At 72.4% G+C, this 17,649-nt stretch carries 17 protein-coding genes; 12 read left to right on the top strand and 5 right to left on the bottom strand.

The window, feature by feature from the left end:
- Positions 1 to 152: 152 nt before the first annotated feature.
- Both ABT294_RS24350 and ABT294_RS24345 read left to right on the top strand, forming a co-directional pair.
- Positions 153 to 1,013 carry an amidohydrolase family protein gene (locus ABT294_RS24350; protein ID WP_350808545.1) on the top strand — a complete coding sequence of 287 codons (861 nt, stop codon included), beginning with the start codon at positions 153 to 155 and terminating at the stop codon, positions 1,011 to 1,013.
- A complete protein-coding gene (locus ABT294_RS24345; protein ID WP_350808544.1) occupies positions 1,010 to 1,540 on the top strand; it encodes a cysteine dioxygenase in 531 nt (176 codons plus the stop codon). The genes ABT294_RS24350 and ABT294_RS24345 overlap by 4 nt, the downstream gene beginning before the upstream one ends.
- Here the strand turns inward: ABT294_RS24345 and ABT294_RS24340 are convergent.
- Both ABT294_RS24340 and ABT294_RS24335 read right to left on the bottom strand, forming a co-directional pair.
- Positions 1,518 to 2,165 (bottom strand): (2Fe-2S)-binding protein, encoded by a 648-nt coding sequence (locus ABT294_RS24340; protein ID WP_350808543.1) that lies wholly within the window; start codon positions 2,163 to 2,165, stop codon positions 1,518 to 1,520. The two genes, ABT294_RS24345 and ABT294_RS24340, sit on opposite strands and share 23 nt — an antisense overlap.
- 27 nt (positions 2,166 to 2,192) lie before the next feature.
- The gene (locus tag ABT294_RS24335) at positions 2,193 to 3,365 is read right to left on the bottom strand and encodes a CynX/NimT family MFS transporter (RefSeq protein ID WP_350808542.1); all 1,173 of its coding nucleotides are present in this window, start codon (positions 3,363 to 3,365) and stop codon (positions 2,193 to 2,195) included.
- 69 nt (positions 3,366 to 3,434) lie between these two features.
- On the opposite strand from ABT294_RS24335, the gene ABT294_RS24330 reads away from it, so the two are divergent.
- Complete coding sequence (locus ABT294_RS24330; RefSeq protein ID WP_350808541.1) at positions 3,435 to 4,415, top strand: LacI family DNA-binding transcriptional regulator; 981 nt, start codon at positions 3,435 to 3,437, stop codon at positions 4,413 to 4,415.
- Here the strand turns inward: ABT294_RS24330 and ABT294_RS24325 are convergent.
- Positions 4,404 to 5,657, bottom strand: a complete 1,254-nt coding sequence (locus tag ABT294_RS24325) for an MFS transporter (RefSeq protein ID WP_350808540.1) — start codon at positions 5,655 to 5,657, stop codon at positions 4,404 to 4,406. The two genes, ABT294_RS24330 and ABT294_RS24325, sit on opposite strands and share 12 nt — an antisense overlap.
- A 130-nt stretch (positions 5,658 to 5,787) precedes the next feature.
- Between ABT294_RS24325 and ABT294_RS24320 the strand changes: the two genes are divergently transcribed.
- The 9 genes from ABT294_RS24320 (at position 5,788) to ABT294_RS24280 (ending at position 15,869) form a co-directional block, all read left to right on the top strand.
- On the top strand, positions 5,788 to 6,771 hold the full coding sequence (locus ABT294_RS24320; RefSeq protein WP_350808539.1) for an ArsR/SmtB family transcription factor: 984 nt from the start codon (positions 5,788 to 5,790) through the stop codon (positions 6,769 to 6,771).
- Between the two features lie 126 nt (positions 6,772 to 6,897).
- A complete protein-coding gene (locus tag ABT294_RS24315) occupies positions 6,898 to 7,848 on the top strand; it encodes a sugar-binding transcriptional regulator (RefSeq protein ID WP_350808538.1) in 951 nt (316 codons plus the stop codon).
- A gap of 349 nt (positions 7,849 to 8,197) precedes the next feature.
- On the top strand, positions 8,198 to 9,277 hold the full coding sequence (locus ABT294_RS24310) for an ABC transporter substrate-binding protein (RefSeq protein ID WP_350808537.1): 1,080 nt from the start codon (positions 8,198 to 8,200) through the stop codon (positions 9,275 to 9,277).
- Between the two features lie 9 nt (positions 9,278 to 9,286).
- Positions 9,287 to 10,078, top strand: coding sequence for an ATP-binding cassette domain-containing protein (locus ABT294_RS24305; RefSeq protein WP_350808536.1), 792 nt, complete (start codon positions 9,287 to 9,289; stop codon positions 10,076 to 10,078).
- Complete coding sequence (locus ABT294_RS24300) at positions 10,075 to 11,304, top strand: sugar ABC transporter permease (protein WP_350808535.1); 1,230 nt, start codon at positions 10,075 to 10,077, stop codon at positions 11,302 to 11,304. Before ABT294_RS24305 ends, ABT294_RS24300 begins: the two co-directional genes overlap by 4 nt.
- Positions 11,304 to 12,797, top strand: coding sequence for an FGGY family carbohydrate kinase (locus ABT294_RS24295; protein ID WP_350808534.1), 1,494 nt, complete (start codon positions 11,304 to 11,306; stop codon positions 12,795 to 12,797). The genes ABT294_RS24300 and ABT294_RS24295 overlap by 1 nt, the downstream gene beginning before the upstream one ends.
- A complete protein-coding gene (locus ABT294_RS24290; RefSeq protein ID WP_350808533.1) occupies positions 12,794 to 14,245 on the top strand; it encodes an FGGY-family carbohydrate kinase in 1,452 nt (483 codons plus the stop codon). Before ABT294_RS24295 ends, ABT294_RS24290 begins: the two co-directional genes overlap by 4 nt.
- The gene (locus ABT294_RS24285; RefSeq protein ID WP_350808532.1) at positions 14,242 to 14,856 is read left to right on the top strand and encodes a histidine phosphatase family protein; all 615 of its coding nucleotides are present in this window, start codon (positions 14,242 to 14,244) and stop codon (positions 14,854 to 14,856) included. The genes ABT294_RS24290 and ABT294_RS24285 overlap by 4 nt, the downstream gene beginning before the upstream one ends.
- Positions 14,853 to 15,869, top strand: a complete 1,017-nt coding sequence (locus tag ABT294_RS24280) for a 2-hydroxyacid dehydrogenase (protein ID WP_350808531.1) — start codon at positions 14,853 to 14,855, stop codon at positions 15,867 to 15,869. The genes ABT294_RS24285 and ABT294_RS24280 overlap by 4 nt, the downstream gene beginning before the upstream one ends.
- Here ABT294_RS24280 and ABT294_RS24275 read toward each other — a convergent pair.
- A complete protein-coding gene (locus tag ABT294_RS24275) occupies positions 15,859 to 16,728 on the bottom strand; it encodes a carbohydrate ABC transporter permease (protein ID WP_502912118.1) in 870 nt (289 codons plus the stop codon). The two genes, ABT294_RS24280 and ABT294_RS24275, sit on opposite strands and share 11 nt — an antisense overlap.
- A gap of 20 nt (positions 16,729 to 16,748) precedes the next feature.
- Entirely contained in the window at positions 16,749 to 17,636 is an 888-nt protein-coding gene (locus ABT294_RS24270) for a carbohydrate ABC transporter permease (protein WP_350808530.1), read from the bottom strand.
- Positions 17,637 to 17,649 lie beyond the last annotated feature (13 nt).

Below are 17,649 nucleotides of genomic sequence, written 5' to 3'. Positions count from 1 at the left end.
TGCCACCGACAGAAGGCCGCAGCTCCATTGACAACAAGGAGGTGAAGCGGTTCACTGAACCGTATCACTGAATCGCTTCACCTAGGGTCCGAGCGTTAGAGGTGATCTGTTAACCTATTATGCCAGTAGGAAATGCAGGGAGGTGAGCGGCCGTGACGATCGATGTCCATCAGCATCTGTGGACGTCCGGGTTCGTGAGCGCGTTGCGCGGCCGCACGTCCTCGCCCCGCCTCGACGGCTGGACGCTGATCCTCGACGGGGAGCCGCCCTACCAGGTGAACCCCGCCGACCACGACGAGCGCGACACCACCGGCCTCGAACTGGCGCTGGTCTCGCTGTCGAGCCCGCTCGGCATCGAGTTCCTGCCGCCGGAGGAGTCCTGGCCGCTGCTCGACGCGTACCACGACGGCGCGCTCGGCCTGCCCGAGCCGTTCCGGGCGTGGGCCTCGACCTGCCACAGCGAGGTCGACCCCGACCGGCTGGCCAAGGACCTCGACCGGGGCTTCGCCGGCCTGCAGATCCCGGCGACCGCGGTGCCCGACGACCGGCTCCTCGAGGTGCTCACCGACAGGGACCTGCCGCTGTTCGTCCACCCGGGGCCGGCCGCGAGCGCGCCCGGCACTCCCGCCTGGTGGCCCGCGCTGGTGCCGTACGTGCAGCAGATGCACGCCTCGTGGCACCACTTCCACGCCGTCGTCAGGCCCAGGCACCCGAGGCTGCGCGTGTGCTTCGCGCTGCTCGCCGGGCTGGCGCCGCTCCACTCGGAGCGGCTGATCGCCAGGGGCGGCACCGGCCGCGGCCTGGTCGATCCCGGCTTCTACGTGGAGACCTCCTCCTACGGCCCGCGGGCGATCGACGCGATCGTCCGCGAACTCGGCATCGACGTCGTCGTCAACGGCTCCGACGCCCCCTACGCCGTCGCACCCGACCCCGGGCTGGGCGAGGCCGCCGGCCACGCCATCCGGGTCACCAACCCCCGTCGTCTACTCGGCAGAAAGGAGACTCGTACATGAGCGCCACCCACATCCAGGACGGGGGCACCTGCGCCCGGCTCCCCGAGCGCACGCTCGACCGCCGCGAGCTGCGCGCCCTGGTGAACGATCTGGCCGCCAACCCGGCGGAGTGGCAGAACCAGGTGGACTTCCCCGCCGATGGGGGCCGCCACTACGCCTCGCTCTACCGCGACGCGTACGTGGACGTGTGGCTGCTCTGCTGGCGTCCCGAGGACGACACGGGCTGGCATGACCACGACATCTCCTCGGGCGCCGTCCACGTGGTGCAGGGCGCGCTGCGGGAGTGCAACCCGCGCATCGGCGGCGAGCACCTGGAGACCGTGGTCGCGGAGGGCCAGTCGTTCTCGTTCGGCCCCGACCACATCCACCGGCTCACCGGCGCCGTGGACAGCAGCGTCTCGATCCACGCCTACTCGCCGCCGCTGTGGCGGCTCGGCCAGTACTCCATCGACGACACGGGCGTGATGCGCCGCGTCTCGGTGAGCTACGCCGACGAGCTGCGTCCTATGGACGACGCGGTGGCCTGAGGACGCAGCAGGTTCCGCAGGGCTCCACGCCGGGCAGCGTGATCCACAGGCAGCAGGTCCTGCGGAAGAACCCGTCGGGGGCGGGCTCGATCAGCCCGTCGACGGGCGGGCCGAGCTCGCGCAGCAGCGCCATGTAGTCGGCGGGCACGATGTGGGTCAGCGGGTGGGCGAACGCCTCGGCCGTCGAGCCCCAGAGGGTCCGCTCGCCCACCTTGGCCAGCTCGCTGATCGCCGTGACCAGCGGCTGCTGCGACTCGGCCAGCGCGCCCCTGATCGCCGCGGCGCCGGACGCCCAGCTCACGCCGGACGCGCCGATCGTCACCCCGGCCTCCGACTCCTTGACGTACGTCTCGGCCAGCCGCATCAGCGGGACTCTGCCGTCGAGGGCCCAGCCGAGCGCCAGTGGCATCGTGTGCCAGTACCCGTAGGTCTTCCAGAACAGCGCCGAGCCGACGTGGCGCGGCGCGTTCCACCGCGCCGCCGTCTTGTCGACCAGCTCGGCCAGCAGCCCTGACGGCTCCCGCAGCAGCTCGGACGCGGGAGTCCAGCTCTCGTCGGGCTCGATGACCAGGCGCGGCACGATCCCGAGCACCCCGCCACGTTCGGCGGCCAAGCGTTCGAGCACCTCGGTCAGCACACTGGGAGCCCTTCTCTATAGGTTAGCCTTACCTAAGATAGCAGGGCGGCCGGCGAACCAGCCAGCCACGAGCTGCGCGCCCAGCACGGCCATCCCGGCCGCCAGCGGCACCGTCCAACCGCCGGAGACCTGCCTGAGCAGCCCGAACAGCAGCGGCCCCAGCGCCGCCACCACGTACCCGACCGACTGGGCCACGGCCGACAGCGCGGTCACCGAGGCCGGGTCGGGCGCGCGCAGCGCGATCAGCAGCAGCGCCAGCGCGAACGACGCCCCCTGCCCTACCCCCAATACCACCATCCACAGCCAGGGCGCGCTCGCCGGGGCCAGCAGCACGCCCAGGTACCCGGCGACGGTCAGCGCCCCCGCGCCCATCACGTACGGGACCTGCGACGCGCGCCGCCCGGCCAGCACCGGCACCGCCAGGGTGGCGCCCACCTGGACCAGGTTCGTCAGGCTGAGCAGGTAGCCCGCCTGGTCGGCGGGCAGGCCCGCGTCCAGGAAGATCGTCGGCAGCCAGGCCAGCATGACGTAGAAGGTGAACGACTGCAGGCCCATCAGCGCGGTGACGTACCAGGTCACGCGGCTGCGCAGGACGGCGCCGAAGGGGCGCGGCCCGTTCGGCCGCCCGTCCTGTTTCCCGAGCGCCTGCGGCAGCCACAGCAGCGCGGCCGCCAGCGCCGGGACGGCCATCAGCGCCGACATGCCCCGCCACCCGTACCCGGTGACCCGCTCCAGCGGGATGACCAGCGCGGACGCCGTCGCCGCGCCCGCCACCACGGCCGAGCTGTAGACGCCGGTCATCAGGTTCACCCGTGACGGGAAGTGCTGCTTGACGATGCCGGGCATGGCGACGTTCATCACCGCGATGGCCGTGGCGGCGATCGCGGAGCCCGCGTAGAGCGCGGGCGCGCCGTCGAGGGCGCGCAGCACCACGCCGAGGGCCACCACGAGCAGCCCGGCCAGCAGCGTGCGGTCGAGCCCGACGCGGCGCGCGAGCAGCGGCGCGAGCGGCCCGAACACGCCCAGGCAGACCACCATGACGGTGGTGATCGCGCCGCCGGCGGCGGGGGTGAGGCCGGCGTCCTTCATGATCTCGTCGAGCAGCGGGGAGACGCCCGCGATCGCCGGGCGCAGGTTCAGCGCCGCCAGCACGAAACCGGCGACGAGCAAGGCGGATCTCAGCGACATAGGTCACCCACTCTCGCACAACGTGCTGACAACGTTGTCCACACGTCCTGCTTGGGAAATGATCCAGGGGTGAGACCGACGATGAAGGACGTCGCCTCGGCCGCGGGAGTAGCGCTCAAGACCGTCTCCCGGGTCGTCAACGGCGAACCCGGCGTCAACCCGGCGACCGCCGAACGGGTGCGCCTCGCGATCGAGCGCCTCGGCTACAGCCGCAACGAGAGCGCCCGCGTGCTGCGCAGGGGCACGACCTCGACTGTCGGCCTGGTCATCGAGGACGTCGCCGACCCGTTCTACTCCAGCCTCAGCCGCGCCGTCGAGGACGTCGTGGTGGGCCACGGCTGCCTGCTGCTCAGCGGGTCGTCGGGCGAGGAGCCCACCAGGGAGCGGGAGCTGGTGCGCACCTTCTGCGCCCGCCGGGTGGACGGGCTCATCGTGGTGCCCGCCGGTGACGACCACTCCTACCTGCGCCCCGAGCTGGACGCGGGCACGCCCGCGGTCTTCGCCGACCGCCCGCCCGGCCCCGGCCTGGACGTCGACACCGTCCTCACCGACAACGCGGGCGGCGCGGCGCTCGCCACCCGCCACCTCCTCGCCCACGGCCACCGCCGGATCGCCCTCCTGGCGGACCAGCCCTCGATCTTCACCGCCGCCCAGCGCCTCGAAGGCTACCGGCGCGCCCTCGGCGTCCTGTACGACGACCGGCTGGTGGCCATGCGAGCCCCTTCGCCGGAGGCCGTCCGCGCGGACCTGGAGCGCATGCTCGCCCTCGACGACCCGCCCACCGCCCTGTTCACCGGCAACGGCCGCCTCACGGTGACGGCCCTGCGCGCCCTGGCCGGACACCGGATGGCCCTGGTCGGGTTCGACGACTTCGAGCTGGCCGACCTGCTGTCGCCGGGCGTCACGGTGGTGGCGCAGGATCCCGCCGGCATGGGCCGCACGGCGGCGGAGATCCTCTTCCGCCGGCTGTCGGGCGACACCGGGCCGGCGAACCACGTCCGGCTCCCGGTGACCCTCGTCCCTCGCGGCTCCGGCGAGCTACCTCCCTGACGGCCCGCTCGGCTCACCGGCCCACGCCGGTGCCGGTTCCGGGCGCAGGTGGCGGTGGAGGGCCAGGGCGACGAGGATGCCGGCGACGCCCGTCACGGCGATGGCCATCCGGGCGCCTGCCACCTCCGCGAGGGCGCCGATCAGCGCCGCCCCGACGGCCTGGCCGGTCATCAGCCCCGCCGACTGCAGCCCGAACGCCTGCCCGCGCACCTCCTCGGGCACCGCCTCCAGGAAGCGCCGCTGCAGACCCAGCTGGTAGGACAGCCCGGCGGCGGCGACCGCCGCGAGCACCGCCGCCCATCCCACGCCCGGCCCCATCAGGAAGGCCGGCCACGGCAGGCCGATCAGCGCCGCGAGCGGCAGCGACAGCCGCTCCCTGAGCGCCGGGGCCGCGAACCTGCCCACCGCGAACTCCCCGGCCGCCATCCCGCCGGCGGCCGACGCCAGCACCACGCCCGCCTGCCCCTGCCCGCCCAGATACGGCACGATCATGGCCTCCGCTCCAGCCAGGCACATCGACGGCAGCCAACTGGCCAGCAGCAGTCCCCGAACCCGCCGATCCCGCAGCAGCCGCCCGTTGACCCGCACGGTCGCCCGCACCGCGCCGCCCTCCGCCGAGGTGGGCTGCGTCGTGCGCCCGATCGGGGTGCCGCGGGCGGGGCGGGCGGGGAGGCCGAGCCGCAGCACCGCCGCCGCCACCGCCGACAGCGCCGCCGTGACAGCCAACGCGCCGTGCGGGCCGGTGGCCGCCAGGAAGGCGCCTCCCACCGCGAGGCCGGCGATCTGGGCGCTCGCCGAGGTGACCCCCAGCAGCGAGCGCCCGAGGACGAAGGCGTCCCCCGGCAGGACGTCCGGGAGCAGGGCGCTGCGCGCGGCGCCGAAGACCGGCGAGAACAGGCCGGTGACCAGCACCAGCGCCAGCATCGCCGGCACCGGCAGGCCCGCGTACGCCAGCAGCAGGCACACCGCCGCCCTGACCAGCTCTCCGGCGACCATCACTCCCCGCGGCGGCAGCCGGTCGGCGAGCGACAGCAGGAACATCCCGCCCACGATGTACGGCAGCCACCCCACCATGTACGCGGCGGCCGACAGCCCCGCCGACCCGGTCTGCGCGTACACGAGCACCGACAGGGCCAGCATCTTGATCGAGTCGCCGGAGACCAGCAGCGCGAAGCTGCCGAACAGCACCCGGAACTCGGGGACGGCGAACACGTCCCTGAAGGTCGCCCCGCGCTCGCTCATCCTGCACTCCTCATCCGTCAAGGAACCCTGCCACCGGAAAGGCGGCCCCGGAGGGAGGTCGCGGGGCCGCCTGGAACCGATGGTGGTGGGGCCCGCCGCCGCAGGCGATTGTTTCGGATATAACCGAAAGGTGACGAGGATCGAGGTCACCTCCCAGGACGTGGCGGCCAGCAGGTTCGCCATCTCGCCGCTGATCGAGACCATGCACGCGCAGTGGGTCCTGGAGGGCAGGGCGGAGACGGTGGTGCACCACCGCTGGGCCGAGCGCCGGCGGGCGACGTACCGGGAGCTGGAACGGCGGCATCCGGTGCTGCGGACGCTGGCGGCGATCACCGGCAACAAGGGCACCGACAACGTCGACTTCATCGCGCCCCCGCCCGCGGGGCTGAGCGTGCCGTTCGAGACCGAGCTGGCCGCGATGCGCGAGACGCCCACGGAGCAGGCGCACGAGGAGATCGCCAGGTCGCTGGCGCGCAGGCCGCCGGTCTCCGCCCACACGCGGGCGCTGCTGCTCGGCCCCGACGTGGTGCGGCTCGTCGCCGACGCGTACGAAGCGCTGTGGCGGGAGATCATCTCCGCCGACTGGCCGCGCTTCCACGCGATCCTGGAGCGGGACGTGGTGCAGCGCGCGGGGCGGCTGGCGACCTACGGCTGGGCGGCCGCGCTGGACGACCTCAGCGAGCAGGTCCGGTGGCACGGCGACGGGCACATCCAGCTCGGCCTCCGCAGCCTGGACCGCCTGCACCGGCTCGGCGGCAGGGGCCTGCTGTTCCTGCCGTCGGTGTTCATCAGCGCGGTCGGCGCCTACCTGGAGGAAGCGTGGCCGTACGCGCTGGTCTACCCCGCGCGCGGCATCGCAGCCGAGCCGCCCGGACGCACGGCGGGGCTGGCCGTGCTGATCGGACGGACCCGCGCCCGCATCCTCGAGGAGCTGGCCGCGCCCGCCACCACCACGCATCTGGCGGCGCTGCTCGGCCAGAGCGTGGGCACCACCGGCGGGCACCTGTCCGCACTCCGCAGTACCGGCCTGATCAGCGGCACGCGTACCGGGCGCAGCGTGCTGTACGCCCGCACGCCGCTCGGTGACGCCCTGGTGGCGGGAGCTCTCGCGTAGGTTTCGCCCGGGATCGCTAGCCTTTCCCTCGGAGAGCACGAGGGTATAGTCGATGCGCATCCGTTCAGCACAAGTGTTCACGCACCTGACTCACGCACCTGACTCACGCACCGAGGGAGCGCGCGCATGCATGCCGACGTCGTACCGGAGGCCCGGTTCCCTCAGGAGCTGATGTACGCCGCGGCGTCGCAGTACTACCTGGAGGACGCCACCCAGGCCGACATCGCCAAGCGGCTCGGCGTCAGCCGGGCGACCGTGAGCCGGCTGCTGACCGAGGCGCGCAGGCAGGGCATCGTCGAGATCAGGGTGCACCGGCCCGCCACGCTGGAGGAGGGCCCGCTGGCCGCCGAGGTGGCCGAGGCGCTGCACCTCCAGCGGGTCTACCTGGTGCCCAAGGTGAGCGGCCCGGCTCTGGGCCCGTGGCTGGCTCCCGGGCTGGCCAGGGCGCTGACCGGAGTGGGCCTGCGATCGGGCGACGTGGTGCTGGTGTCGTCCGGCAGCACGGTGTACGAGTGCGCACGCGAGGGGCTCGGGCAGTTCCCCGGCGTGACGATCGCCCCCGCCGTGGGCGGCCAGGAGGACCCGCAGCCCTGGTTCCAGACGAACGAGACCACCCGGCTGCTCGCCGAGCGGGTCGGCGGCGTCCCCAGCTACCTGTACGCGCCCGCCCTGCCGGGCCCCGAGCTGTTCTCCTCGCTCCAGCACGAGCCGTCGGTGCGCCGCGTCATGGACCTGTGGGCGCACGCCAAGTGCGCGATCGTCGGCGTGGGCTCGCCGCCGCTGATGCGCCAGGTCGTGCCCGCCTTCGTGCCGCGCGACGCGCCCAGCCTGCGCCAGGCCGTCGGGGACGTGTGCTCGCGCTTCTACGACCGTGACGGCGAGCCCGTCGGCTACCCGGGCAGCGAGCGGCTGGTGGCGACCGGCCTGGAGGAGTTGCGCCGCATCCCGGTGTCGATCGCGATCGCGGTCGGCGCGGAGAAGGTCCTCTCGATCATCGCGGGGGCCAAGGGCGGCTACTTCAACCAGCTCGTCACCGACGCGCTCACGGCCGAGAGCCTGCTCGCCGCCACCCGCTGACCGCCGTAACCGCCGCTCACCCCGAGCGACCGACCGCCGGATCCCCGAGCCGCTGACGCCTGGAACCCAGGGCTCCGCCACGTCCCCGCGGACGCCTGGGAGGCACGCCACGGGGCGCGCTCCTGGTGCCCGCGCGGCGGCTCGACGCTGTCCGCCGGGGTCCCCCGCCTGGATGAACAGCAGGTCACGCGCACGGAAAGACCGTGAACACTTTTGCTGGACAAATATTCCGACCGCGCGCTAGCGTGAGCCGCACCACAGGTCACCGCCGTGTGTGAGCGGCGCTGTGGCACTCGGGGGAAGCGATGCAACCGGCTCCGCGAGGACGAAGCGAGTGAGGAAACAACCCGTGAACAGAACTCAGATGCGGACCGCCGCTCTCGCCGCAGTGGCGGTTCTGGCAGGCTCGGCGCTCTCCGCGTGCGGGTCCGGCTCCAGTGGCACCGGCCAGAGCGCGGGCGGCGCGGAGAACGCCAAGGTGGCCTTCCTCATGCCCGACCTCGCCTCGACCAGGTACGAGCTGGCCGACAAGCCGCTGTTCGAGGCCAAGATGAAGCAGCTCTGCGCGGGCTGCACGGTGATCTACCAGAACGCCGACTCCGACGCGGCCAAGCAGCAGCAACAGGCCAACTCGGCGCTGGCGCAGGGCGTCAAGGCGATCGTGATCGACCCGGTCGACTCCGCCGCCGCGGCCACCATCGTCAAGTCCGCGCAGGCGCAGAACGTGCCGGTGATCGCCTACGACCGGCCGATCCCCGCGACGCCCGCCGACTACTACATCTCGTTCGACAACGAGAAGATCGGCGCGATGATCGCCCAGTCGCTGGTCGACCACCTCAAGAAGGAGAACGCCCAGGGCGGGATCCTCCAGGTCAACGGCTCGCCGACGGACGCCGCCGCCGGGCTGATCAAGAAGGGCATCCACAGCGCGGTCGACCCGAGCGGCTTCAAGCTGCTGGCCGAGTACGACACTCCCGACTGGCAGCCGGAGAAGGCGCAGAGCTGGGTCAGCGGCCAGGTCACCCAGTTCCGCGACCAGATCGCGGGCGTGGTGGCGGCCAACGACGGCACCGGAGGCGGCTCGATCGCGGCGTTCAAGGCGGCGGGCGTGAAGGTCCCGCCGATCACCGGCAACGACGCCGAGCTCGCCGCCGCGCAGCGGATCATCAACGGCGACCAGTACAACACGATCTCCAAGCCGATCAAGATCGTGGCGGAGGCCTCCGCCGACGTCGCCTACCAGTTCATGCAGGGCAAGAAGCCCGCAGGCAAGACCACGCTCTACAACACCCCCTCGCAGCTGTTCGTCCCGACGGTCGTGACCAAGGAGAACATCAACGAGGTGCTGTTCCAGAGCGGGATCATGAAGGCCGCCGACGCGTGCAAGGGCGAGTACGCCAAGGGCTGCGCCGAGCTCGGCATCAAGTAGGGAGCAGCCTTGTCCCCCACACAGCAGACGGACAGCGTCCTGTCCCTACGCGGGATCAGCAAGACCTTCGGAGCGGTCGCCGCGCTCACGGGCATCGACCTCGACGTGGCGGCGGGGCAGGTCGTCGCCGTCGTCGGGGACAACGGAGCGGGCAAGTCCACGCTGGTCAAGATCCTGTCGGGGGTGCACCCGCCGGACTCGGGCACGATCACCTTCGAGTCGCGCGAGGTCGAGATCCCGACCCCGGCGGCGGCGCACAAGCTCGGCATCGCGACCGTCTTCCAGGACCTGGCGCTCTGCGAGAACCTCAACGTGATCCAGAACCTGTTCCTGGGCCAGGAGGTCCGGCCGTTCCGGCTGAACGACGTGGCGATGGAGACCCGCTCGTGGGAGCTGCTCAGGCAGCTGTCCGCGAAGATCCCCAGCGTCCGCGTCCCGGTGGCCTCCCTGTCAGGAGGCCAGCGGCAGACCGTGGCCATCGCCAGGTCGCTGCTCGGCGACCCGAAGGTGATCATCCTGGACGAGCCGACCGCCGCGCTGGGCGTCGCCCAGACGGCGGAGGTGCTCAACCTGGTCGAGCGGCTCCGCGAGAACGGCCTCGGCGTCATCATGATCAGCCACAACATGGCGGACGTGAAGGCCGTCGCCGACACCGTGGCCGTGCTCAGGCTCGGCCGCAACAACGGGGTCTTCGACGTGGGCGAGGTCTCCACCGAGGACATCATCGCCGCCATCACGGGCGCCACCGACAACGTGGTGTCCCAGCGCCAGTCGCGCCGAAAGGAAGGGTTCACCTCGTGAACGTGACGACCGACCGCCAGGACGAGCGGCTGCAGAGCCGCGAAGGGCTCCGCGGCGCGATCACCGACATCGTCGAGCGGGCGCGCGGCGGCGACCTGGGCGTGATCCCCGTCGTGGTCGGGCTCATCGTCATCTGGACCGTCCTGCAGATCCTGAATCCGATCTTCCTGTCGAGCGCGAACCTGGTGAACCTCACGCTGGAGTCGGCCGCGGTCGGCATCATCGCGCTCGGCATCGTCTGCGTGCTGCTGGTCGGCCAGATCGACCTGTCGGTGGGCTCGGTCAGCGGGCTGTCGGGCGCGGTGCTCGCGGTGCTCTTCGTGAGCCAGGGGCTGCCCGTCTGGCTGGCCATCGCCGCCTCAGTGATCATGGGAGCGGTGATCGGCTGGGTGTACGCGCAGCTGTTCAACCGCTTCGGAGTGCCGAGCTTCGTGATCACGCTGGCCGGTCTGCTGGCCTTCCTGGGCCTGCAACTGTACGTGCTGGGCAGCAAGGGCTCGATCAACCTGCCGTTCGACTCCGGCCTGGTGAACTTCGCGCAGCTCGACTTCGTCCCCGACTGGCTGTCGTACTGCTTCGCCGTGATCGCCGCGGCGGGCCTGTTCGCCAGCGGCTTCTTCCACGCGCGGGAGCGGCGGCGGGCCGGGCTGTCGGCCAGGAGCCTGTCGACGCTGATCGTCAGGAGCGTGGCGCTGCTGGCCGTGCTGGCGTTCGTGGTCTGGTACCTGGGCCAGACGCGCGGCGTCGGCTGGATGTTTGTCTTCTTCGTGGCCCTGGTGCTGATCATGCACTACCTGCTGTCGCGGACGAAGTGGGGCAGGGCCGTCTACGCCGTCGGCGGCAACGTCGAGGCCGCGCGCCGGGCGGGCATCAACGTCAGGGCGATCTACACCTCGGTGTTCGTGCTCTGCTCGACGTTCGCCGCGGTGGGCGGCATCCTGGCCGCCGCCCGGCTGGCCGCCGCCAACCAGAGCAGCGGCTCGGGCGACGTCAACCTGAACGCCATCGCGGCGGCCGTCATCGGCGGGACGAGCCTGTTCGGCGGGCGCGGCACCGCGTTCGGCGCGCTGCTCGGCATCATCGTCATCCAGTCGATCTCCAGCGGCCTGACGCTGCTCAACCTCGACTCGTCGATCAGGTTCGTGGTCACGGGCGTGGTGCTGCTGCTCGCGGTGGTCGTCGACTCGGTCGCGCGCAAGTCGCGCACCTCGCACGGACGCGCCTGATGGCCGTCATCTGCGTGGACGCGGGCACCACGGTGATCAAGGCCGTCGGCTACACCGGGTCGGGCGCCGAGGCCGTGGTCGTCAGGCACGAGACCGGCGTGTCCCGTCCCGCGCCCGGCTGGGCCGAGCAGGACATGGACGCCGTCTGGGACGCGGTCACGCGCACCGTGCGCGAGGCCGCCGCCCAGCTCGACGGTGACGGCCCAGGGCATGACAGGGTGGACTTCCTCGCCGTGACCGGGCAGGGCGACGGGGTCTGGCTGGTCGACCAGACGGGCGAGCCCACCGGGCCGGCGATCCTGTGGAACGACGGCCGGGCCGCCGCGACCGTCGACTCCTGGACCCGCTCCGGGGTCGCCGAGCGCGCCTTCCGGCTCAACGGCTCGTCCGCCGCGTCGGGGCTGCCGCACGCGATCCTGGCCTGGCTGGCCGAGCACGACCCCGACCGGCTCGCCCGCTCCGCCGCCAACCTGACGTGCGGCGGCTGGATCTTCTTCCGGATGACCGGCCTGCTCGCCGCGGACGAGTCCGACGCCTCCGCGCCCTTCATGGACCTGCGCGCCCGCGCCTACTCCCCCGAGCTGCTCGAACTGTTCGGCCTGGAGTGGGCCGAACGGCTGCTGCCCGAACTGCGCGACGACACCCGGCGCGTCGCCGAGCTGACCGGCCGGGCCGCCGAGCAGCTCGGCCTCCCGGCAGGCACCCCGGTGGTCATGGCCCCGTACGACATCGTCTCGACCGCGCTGGGCGCGGGCGCGGTGCGGGCCGGGCAGGCGTGCAGCATCCTGGGCACCACGCTGTCCACCGAGGCCGTCGTCGAGCGGCCCGACCTCGACGGCGACCCCGTCGGCATCACCATCGCCATGCCCGGCGGCTACCTGCGCGCCTTCCCCACCTTCGCCGGGGTCGAGGTGATCCAGTGGGCCTGCCGCCTGCTCGGCCTGCGGACCCCCGACGAGCTGGGCGAGCTGGCCGCGTCGAGCCCGCCAGGAGCGGGCGGGCTGGCCTTCCTGCCTTACCTGTCGCCCGCCGGGGAGCGGGCGCCGTTCTCCGACCCGCTGGCCAGGGGCGCGTTCCAGGGCCTGTCGTTCGAGCACGGCCGCGAGCACGTCGCCAGGGCCGTCCTCGAAGGGCTGACGCTGGTCGTCCAGGACTGCCTGGCCGCCTCCGGCCACCGGCCGGAGGAGCTGCGGGTGAGCGGCGGCGGCTCGGCGAGCGCCGTCTGGCTCCAGCTCATCGCCGACGTGACCGGCCTGCCCGTGCTCCGCTCGGCCGACGCCGAGGTCGGCGCCAGAGGCGCCTTCCTCGTGGGGCTGGCGGCGACGGGCGCGGCAACGGGCGTCGAGCAGGCGGCCGACACGCACGTGCGGCTGCGCCCCGCCGTCCACCCCCGGACCGGCCCGTACGGCGACGCCTATCGGGACTTCCTCGCCCTGCGCGAGGCCGGCGCCCGGTCCTGGCCGCTGCTGGCCGAGATGCGGAGCCGCTCATGAGCGTCTGGATCGGCATCGACCTCGGAACCCAGAGTGTCAAGGCGATGGCCGTCGCCGGCGACGGGCGGGTGCTCGGCGCGGCCGGCAGGCCGCTGACCAGCCACCGCGACGGCCCCCGCCACGAGCAGGACCCCGAGCAGTGGTGGCGCGAGCTGGCCGCCGCGACCCGCGAGGCGCTCCGCGACGTCCCACCCGGCCTGGTGCGCGGGGTGGCGGTGGACGCCACCTCGGGAACGGTCCTGCTCGCCGACGGCGACGGCCGGGCCCTGACCCCCGGGCTGATGTACGACGACCGGCGGGCCGCGGCCGAGGTCGACCGGGTCAACGCGGCGGGCGCGCACGTCTGGCGGCAGCTCGGCTACCAGCGCATGCAGGCCAACTGGGCGCTGCCCAAGCTGCTGTGGCTGCTCCGCGACGCGCCCTCCGGCGTGCGGCTGGCGCACCAGAACGACTTCGTCAACCGGCGGCTGGTGGGCCGCGAGGTGGCCACCGACCTGAGCAACGCGCTCAAGACGGGCGTGCACCTGATCGACGAGCGCTGGCCGTCGGACGTGTTCGACGCGCTGGGCGTGCCCGCGGAGATCCTGCCGGACGTCGTCCGTCCCGGCAGCGTGCTCGGCACGGTCTGCGCCGAGGCGGCGGCCGAGACGGGCATCCCCGAGGGGACACCCGTGATCGCGGGCACCACCGACGGGTGCGCGGCGCAGCTCGGCGCGGGCGCGACCCGGCCCGGCAGCTGGAACTCGGTGCTGGGCACCACCCTGGTACTCAAGGGCGTGACCAGGGAGCTGATCCACGACCCGCTGGGCGTCGTCTACTCCCACCGCGCCCCCGACGGGTCGTGGCTGCCGGGTGGAGCGTCGAGCACCGGCGCGGGCGTCCTGGCCCGCGACCTGCCCGGCCGCGACCTCGACGCCCTCAGCGACGCGGCCACCGCCCGCTACGGCCCGGCCCGGCGCCGGTCCGTCCCCACCACCTATCCGCTGGTCTCGCGGGGTGAGCGGTTCCCGTTCGCCGCGCCCGAGGCCGAGGGGTTCACGCTCGGCGAGCCCACTGACGACGTCGAGCGGTACGCGGCGATCCTGCGCGGGGCCGCGTTCGTCGAACGGCTCTGCTTCGACTACCTCGACCTGCTCGGCGCCCCGGTCGACGGCGAGATCATCCTGACCGGCGGGGCGACCAGGAGCGTGTTCGGCAACCAGCTCAGGGCCGACGTGCTGGGCCGGCCGGTGACGCTCAGGGAGAACGCCGAGCCCGCCCTGGGCATGGCGATGCTGGCGGCCGGCCCGGCCGAGTCCTCCGCCGGGATGGTCCGCACCCGCGAGATCGTCGAACCGTCCGGCGCCGACCTGGACGAGCCGTACCTGCGCTTCGTCGAGGAACTGGAGAAACGCGGCTGGCTTCCCCCGAACGCCGCCGACCACGCCCGTGAGAGGACCGCGCGATGACGAACCTGGTTCTGGTGCGGCACGGCGAGACCGTCTGGCACGCGGAGAACCGCTACGCGGGCCTCAGCGACGTCGAGCTGACCCCGCGCGGCCACGCCCAGGCCGGGCAGCTGGCCGGGTGGGCGGGGAAGGCGGGCCTGTCGGCGGTGTGGTCGTCCACGCTGAGCAGGGCCCGCGTCACCGCCGAGGCCAGCGCCGCCACCGCGGGAGTCGAGCTGCGTACCGACGCCCGGCTGCGCGAGCTGGACTTCGGCCAGGGCGACGGCCTGACCTCGGCGGAGATGCACGAGCGCTTTCCCGCGGCCCGCGCCGCCTTCGAGGCCGACCCCGCCGAGCACCCGCTGCCGGGGGGCGAGGACCCGGACCTGGCGGCGGGCCGCTTCGTGGCCGCCCTGACCGACATCGCCGGCGCCCACCCCGACGGCCGGGTGCTGGTGGTCGCGCACACGACCGCCATCAGGCTGGCGCTGTGCCGGCTGATCGGGGTGCCGCTCGGCGAGTACCGGCGGCTGTTCCCGCGCCTCGACAACTGCGCCGTCACCGAACTGCGGCTGCGTGCGGGGCAGGTCGCGATCCTGCAGTACAACTCCCCGATTGGAGCCCTTCGTTGACCACCCGAGTCCTCGCCGCCGGCGACCACTTCGTGCAGAACCGCCTGTTCATTGACGCGCTCAGGCGCGAGGTTCCCGGCGAGGTGGAGATCCGCGAGCTCACCCTGCCCTGGCCGGTGGTGCCGTTCGGCCGGGTGGGAGAGGTCGACGAGGCGTCCGACGTGGAGGAGGAGCTGATCGAGGCGCTGCGCGGCGTCGAGGTGTGCGTGACGCAGATGGCCCCGCTGACCCAGCGCGTCCTGGACGCCTGCCCCGACCTGAAGCTGTTCTGCGTCAGCCGGGGCGGCCCGGTCAACGCCAACCTGGAGGCGGCCACCAGCGCGGGCGTCACCGTGACCTTCGCGCCCGGACGCAACGCCGTGGCCACCGCCGAGCACACGCTCGCGCTGCTCCTGGCCGCCACCCGCCGCGTCCCCCAGACCCACGCGGACCTGGCGGCCGGGGTCTGGCGGGGCGACTACTACACCTATGACAACGTCGGCCCGGAGCTGGAGGGCAGCACGGTCGGCCTGGTCGGCTACGGCGCGATCGGCAGCCGGGTGGCCCGGATGCTGGAGGGCTTCGGCGCGCAGGTCCTGGTCTACGACCCCTACGTGCAGATCTCCGGGCAGGTCGAGCTGGACGAGCTGCTGGCCCGCTCCCGCTTCCTGTCCCTGCACGCCCGCGCGACCCCCGAGACCGCCGGCATGATCGGCGCCGCCCAGATCGCCGCGATGCCGCCCGGCTCCGTGATCGTCAACTGCGCGCGCGGCTCGCTGCTCGACTACGACGCGCTGTGTGACGCCCTCGACTCCGGCCACCTGTTCGGCGCGGCCGTGGACGTCTTCCCCGAGGAGCCCATCCCCGCCGGCTCGCGCCTGCTCCGCACGCCGAACCTGGTGATGACCCCGCACCTGGCCGGCGCCAGCAAGGAGACGGCGATGAAGGCGGCCGCCATCGTGGCCCGGGACGTGGCCCGCTACGTGCGCGGCGAACGGCCGAAGCACGTGGCGAACCCCGCCCTCATCCCTTGAGCGCGCCCGCCATCAGCCCGCGCATGAAGAACCGGCCGAGCAGGAGATAGATCAGCATCGTCGGGATCGACGCCAGGATCGCCGCCGCCATCTGCTGGCTGTACGGGGTGGCCTGGGCGCCGGCGATGTTGTTCAGCGCCACCGTGGCCGGCCAGCTCGTCGGCCCGGTGAGGAAGACGGCGAACAGGAAGTCGTTCCACATCGAGGTGAACTGCCAGATGATGACGACCGCGATGGCGGGCGCCGAGACCGGCAGCACCACCGACCAGTACGTGCGCAGCATGCCCGCGCCGTCGACCCGCGACGCCTCGATCAGCTCGTCCGGGATCGTCACGTAGTAGTTGCGGAAGATCAGCGTGCAGATCGGGATGCCGTAGACGACGTGCGCCAGCACCAGCCCCGGGATGCCGCCGTAGAAGACGCCCTGCAGCCCGGTCAGGTCGTTCAGCCCGACGAGGAGCCGCACCAGCGGGATCATGACGCCCTGGTACGGGATGAACATGCCGAACAGGAAGAGCGTGAACAGCACGTCCGCGCCGGGGAAGCGCCATTTCGACAGCACATAGCCGTTCATCGAGCCGAGCACGCACGACAGCAGCGACCCCGGCACCGCCAGCAGCACGCTGTTCCACAGGCCGGGCCCCAGTTTCTCCCAGGCGACCCGCCACGCCTCGAACGTCCAGGTGTGCGGCAGGTTCCAGGCCTGGGTGGGGTCGGCCTCGGTGAGCGGCTTGAAGCTGGTCACCAGCAGCACGTAGATCGGGATCAGGAAGACGACCGCGAAGACGATCAGGGCCGCGAGGCGCACCCAGGGACGCGGCTTCCGGCGCGCGGCCACCGTCGTCATGGGCCTCGTCATGGGCGTCGTCATGGGCGCCGTCATGAGCGCCTCTCCTTACGCACGGACCAGATCAGGTACGGGATCACGAAGACGGCCACGCTGAGCACGATGTACGCGGCGATCGTGGCTCCCTTGGCCGGGTCGTGGGAGTCGAAGACCGCCACCCACATGAAGACCGCGGGCACGTCCGTGATGATCTGCTTGCCGGACACCGCCACGATCAGGTCGAACACCTTGAGCGAGATGTGCCCGAGGATGATCAGCGCCGACAGGGTCACGGGCCGCAGCATGGGCAGCACCACGTACCGGTAGACGCCCCACTCGGTGCACCCGTCGACCCGCGCGGCCTCGCGCAGTTCCTCGGGCACGCCGCGGAACCCCGCCAGGAACAACGCCATGACATATCCGGACATTTGCCAGACTGCTGGCAGGGCCATCGCGGCCATCCCCCAGTCCGGGTCGCGGAACCACTGCCACTGCGGCAACCCGATCGCGTCGAACAGCCGGTTCAGCCCGACCGCCCGCTCGTCCATCCCCGAGTTCATCAGCCACCGCCACACGATGCCGGTCGCGACGAACGAGATGGCCATCGGGAACAGGTAGATCGCCCGGAACGTGCCCTCCCCGGCGATCCCCTTCTCCATGAGGAACGCCAGAAGCCAGCCGAGCAGCAGCGCGCCCAGCACGAACACGACCGTGAAGACGATCGCGTGGTTGACCGAGATGTGCCACCTGGGCAGGTCCCAGAGGTCGATGAAGTTCTTCAGCCCGACGAACTTCCCCTCGGCCACCTCGCTGTGCTTGTCGGTCATGGCCAGCTGGAAGTTCCAGCCCAGCATGCCGTACACGAACACGCCGATCGCGATGATCGACGGGGTGACGAGGAGCAGTCCCGGCAGCCAGCCGCGTGCCCGCCTCACAACCATTCCCTCCATGGGT

Origin of the sequence: Nonomuraea sp. NPDC000554, assembly GCF_040300065.1 — a bacterium.
Lineage (GTDB): Bacteria > Actinomycetota > Actinomycetes > Streptosporangiales > Streptosporangiaceae > Nonomuraea.
Note: the sequence above shows the minus strand (reverse complement) of the source record. Positions and strands in the feature narration are given on the sequence as shown.

Coding starts and splice junctions, on each gene's coding strand:
- ABT294_RS24275 (WP_502912118.1), bottom strand. CDS start 16,728: ATGACGAGGCCCATGACGACGGTGGCCGCGCGCCGGAAGCCGCGTCCC.
- ABT294_RS24285 (WP_350808532.1), top strand. CDS start 14,242: ATGACGAACCTGGTTCTGGTGCGGCACGGCGAGACCGTCTGGCACGCG.
- ABT294_RS24335 (WP_350808542.1), bottom strand. CDS start 3,365: ATGTCGCTGAGATCCGCCTTGCTCGTCGCCGGTTTCGTGCTGGCGGCG.
- ABT294_RS24270 (WP_350808530.1), bottom strand. CDS start 17,636: ATGGTTGTGAGGCGGGCACGCGGCTGGCTGCCGGGACTGCTCCTCGTC.
- ABT294_RS24345 (WP_350808544.1), top strand. CDS start 1,010: ATGAGCGCCACCCACATCCAGGACGGGGGCACCTGCGCCCGGCTCCCC.
- ABT294_RS24315 (WP_350808538.1), top strand. CDS start 6,898: ATGCATGCCGACGTCGTACCGGAGGCCCGGTTCCCTCAGGAGCTGATG.
- ABT294_RS24290 (WP_350808533.1), top strand. CDS start 12,794: ATGAGCGTCTGGATCGGCATCGACCTCGGAACCCAGAGTGTCAAGGCG.
- ABT294_RS24295 (WP_350808534.1), top strand. CDS start 11,304: ATGGCCGTCATCTGCGTGGACGCGGGCACCACGGTGATCAAGGCCGTC.
- ABT294_RS24325 (WP_350808540.1), bottom strand. CDS start 5,657: ATGAGCGAGCGCGGGGCGACCTTCAGGGACGTGTTCGCCGTCCCCGAG.